General features: G+C 68.6%; 3 protein-coding genes and 1 tRNA gene. 2 read left to right on the forward strand and 2 right to left on the reverse strand.

Features of this window, described 5'->3' with window-relative positions; genetic code table 11:
- Positions 1-28 precede the first annotated feature (28 nt).
- A tRNA-Pro gene (locus tag AC2VNT_RS06355) sits at positions 29-102 on the forward strand.
- A gap of 213 nt (positions 103-315) precedes the next feature.
- Positions 316-576 (forward strand): transposase, encoded by a 261-nt coding sequence (locus AC2VNT_RS06360; protein WP_486946049.1) that lies wholly within the window; start codon positions 316-318, stop codon positions 574-576.
- 159 nt (positions 577-735) lie between these two features.
- On the opposite strand, the gene rbfA is transcribed toward AC2VNT_RS06360, so the two are convergent.
- Together rbfA and infB are read right to left on the reverse strand one after the other, a co-directional pair.
- Positions 736-1,176 carry a 30S ribosome-binding factor RbfA gene (rbfA, locus tag AC2VNT_RS06365; protein WP_486946047.1) on the reverse strand — a complete coding sequence of 147 codons (441 nt, stop codon included), beginning with the start codon at positions 1,174-1,176 and terminating at the stop codon, positions 736-738.
- An 11-nt stretch (positions 1,177-1,187) separates the two neighbouring features.
- Positions 1,188-3,099: translation initiation factor IF-2 (infB, locus tag AC2VNT_RS06370; protein WP_486946048.1), on the reverse strand; the 1,912-nt coding region annotated here is incomplete at its 5' end.

Below are 3,099 nucleotides of genomic sequence, written 5' to 3' on the forward strand. Positions count from 1 at the left end.
CGGTGCGATACGCTGTCGTGGCTTCACGCGGGGTGTGGCGCAGCTTGGTAGCGTGCTTCGTTCGGGACGAAGAGGTCGCAGGTTCAAATCCTGTCACCCCGACAGTCGGAAACCCTCTCTGTGCTGCACTAACTGGTCGGAGAGGGTTTCGTCGTTTCGGGGACAGGGCGGTTTGAGTACCTGGATGCCGGGTACTGCTCGGCCGACAATCTTGACCGTGCCACCGAGTTCACCGCCGCGTGCGACACCGAGTTCTTCGTCGCCACCGGACGAGCCCGCCGCGGTGATCCACCGCCGGTAGCCCCGGGTGGCCGAATCCCGGCCACGGCCACCAACAAGCAGCGCATGGCACGCAAGCTCACCACCAAGACCGGCCGCACCGTCTACGCCCGCCGTAAGGCCATCGTCGAACCCGTCTTCGGGCAGATGACCACCCTGCAGAACGCCAAACAACTACTACTGCGCGGCCTGGAGCAGGCACGTAGCGAGTGCGACCTGCTTGCCGCCTGCCACAACCTACGCAAACTCCACGGCCACATCGGAGTCAGCGGGCTGGCCGGCCTGGCGACCACCTGATCGGCGGAGGACTCCGCCGGCACCTACCCGTCGAGTGCGCCATCATTGAGATTGCATCCGGGGCTGCACCTCGGCAGCAACAACAGCCCTGGCCGCAATCTCAACGCCAGCAATCCAGCCGCACCGGCTACCCGCCGAACCTGCTACCGACCCAGGCACCTAGTCGTCGGGGTCGCTGTCCCGGTACGGGTTGGCCTCCCCGACCGGGCGGGCGCCCTCACGCAGCCGGGCCAGGTCGGCGTCGGCAGCCTGGGCGGCGGCCAGCAGCTCGTCCATCCGGTGCGCGGTCTCCGGAACGGTGTCCCGGACGAAGGCCAGCGTCGGGGTGAACCGCACCCCGGTGCCGGCGCCGACCTTGGACCGCAGCAGGCCGGTGGCCCGATCCAGCGCCGCGGCCGCCCCGGCGTAGTCCGGGTCGTCGTCCAGGGTGCGGCCGAGCACCGTGTAGTAGACGGTGGCGTCGTGCAGGTCCGCGGTGACGCGGGTGTCGGTGACGGTCACCCCAGCCAGCCGCGGATCCTTGATCTCGTACTCGATCGCCGACGCGACGATACTGCCGATCCGCTTGGCCAGCCGGCGCGCCCGGGCCGGGTCAGCCATGGTGTCCGCCCTCAGTCCCGTTGTTTCTCGACCAGCTCGTAGGCCTCGATGACGTCGCCTTCCTTGATGTCACCGTAGGTCAGCGTCAGACCGCATTCGTAGCCGTCCCGGACCTCGGTGACATCGTCCTTCTCCCGGCGCAGCGAGGAGACCGTGAGGTTGTCGGCCACCACCACCGAATCCCGCAGCAGCCGCACCTTGGCGTTGCGCCGCACCACCCCGGAGGTGACCAGACAGCCGGCGATGTTGCCCACCTTCGAGGAGCGGAACAGTGCCCGGATCTCGGCGCGGCCCAGCTCCTTCTCCTCGTAGATCGGCTTGAGCATGCCTTTGAGGGCCTTCTCGATCTCGTCGATCGCCTGGTAGATCACCGAGTAGTAGCGGATCTCCACCCCGTCCCGGTTGGCCAGCTCGGTGGCCTTGCCCTCGGCGCGCACGTTGAAGCCGATGATGATCGCGTCCGACGCCGACGCCAGGTTGACGTTGGTCTCGGTGATGCCACCGACACCGCGGTCGATCACCCGCAGCGCGACCTCGTCGTCGACCTGGATGCCCATCAGCGCCTCTTCCAGCGCCTCGACGGTACCGGCGTTGTCGCCCTTGAGGATCAGGTTGAGCTGGCTGGTCTCCTTCAGCGCCGAGTCCAGATCCTCCAGCGAGATCCGCTTGCGCGACCGGGCCGCCATCGCGTTGCGCTTGCGCGCGCTGCGTTTGTCGGCGATCTGCCGGGCGATCCGGTCCTCGTCGACGACCAGCAGGTTGTCACCGGCGCCGGGCACCGCCGTGAAGCCGATGACCTGCACCGGCCGAGACGGCAGCGCCGATTCGACGTCGTCGCCGTGTTCGTCCAGCATCCGGCGAACCCGGCCGTAGGCGTCGCCGGCGACGATCGAGTCGCCGACGTTCAGCGTGCCGCGCTGCACCAGCACGGTGGCGACCGGACCGCGGCCCCGGTCCAGGTGCGCCTCGATCGCCACCCCCTGGGCCTCCATGTCCGGGTTGGCCCGCAGATCCAGGGCGGCGTCGGCGGTCAGCAGCACCGCCTCCTCCAACGCCTTGATGTTGGTGCCCTGCTTGGCCGAGATGTCGACGAACATGGTCTCGCCGCCGAATTCCTCCGGCACCAGGCCGTACTCGGTGAGCTGCCCGCGAATCTTGGCCGGATCGGCACCTTCCTTGTCGATCTTGTTGACCGCCACCACGATCGGCACGTCGGCCGCCTGGGCGTGGTTGATCGCCTCCACCGTCTGCGGCATCACGCCGTCGTCGGCGGCGACCACCAGGATGGCGATGTCGGTGGCCTTCGCCCCGCGGGCCCGCATCGCCGTGAACGCCTCGTGACCCGGGGTGTCGATGAAGGTGATCAGCCGTTCGTTGCCGTCCAGGTCCACCGACACCTGGTAGGCGCCGATGTGCTGGGTGATGCCGCCGGCCTCCGCTTCCCGGACATTGGCCTGGCGGATGGTGTCCAGCAGCCGGGTCTTGCCGTGGTCGACGTGACCCATCACGGTGACCACCGGCGGACGCGACTGCAGGTCCTCCTCGCCGCCCTCGTCTTCGCCGTAGGACAGGTCGAAAGACTCCAGCAGCTCGCGGTCCTCGTCCTCCGGGGAGACTACCTGCACGACGTAGTTCATCTCGCTGCCGAGCAGCTCCAGGGTCTCGTCGCCCACCGACTGGGTGGCGGTGACCATCTCGCCGAGGTTGAACAGCGCCTGCACCAGCGAAGCCGGGTTGGCGTCGATCTTCTCGGCGAAGTCCGACAGCGACGCGCCGCGGGCCAGCCGGATGGTCTCGCCGTTGCCGTGCGGCAGCCGCACACCGCCGACGACCGGCGCCTGCATGCTCTCGTATTCGGCGCGTTTGGCCCGCTTCGACTTACGGCCCCGCTTGGGGGCGCCGCCCGGGCGGCCGAAGGCACCG

It is taken from the genome of Mycobacterium sp. TH-M15, assembly GCF_057473705.1.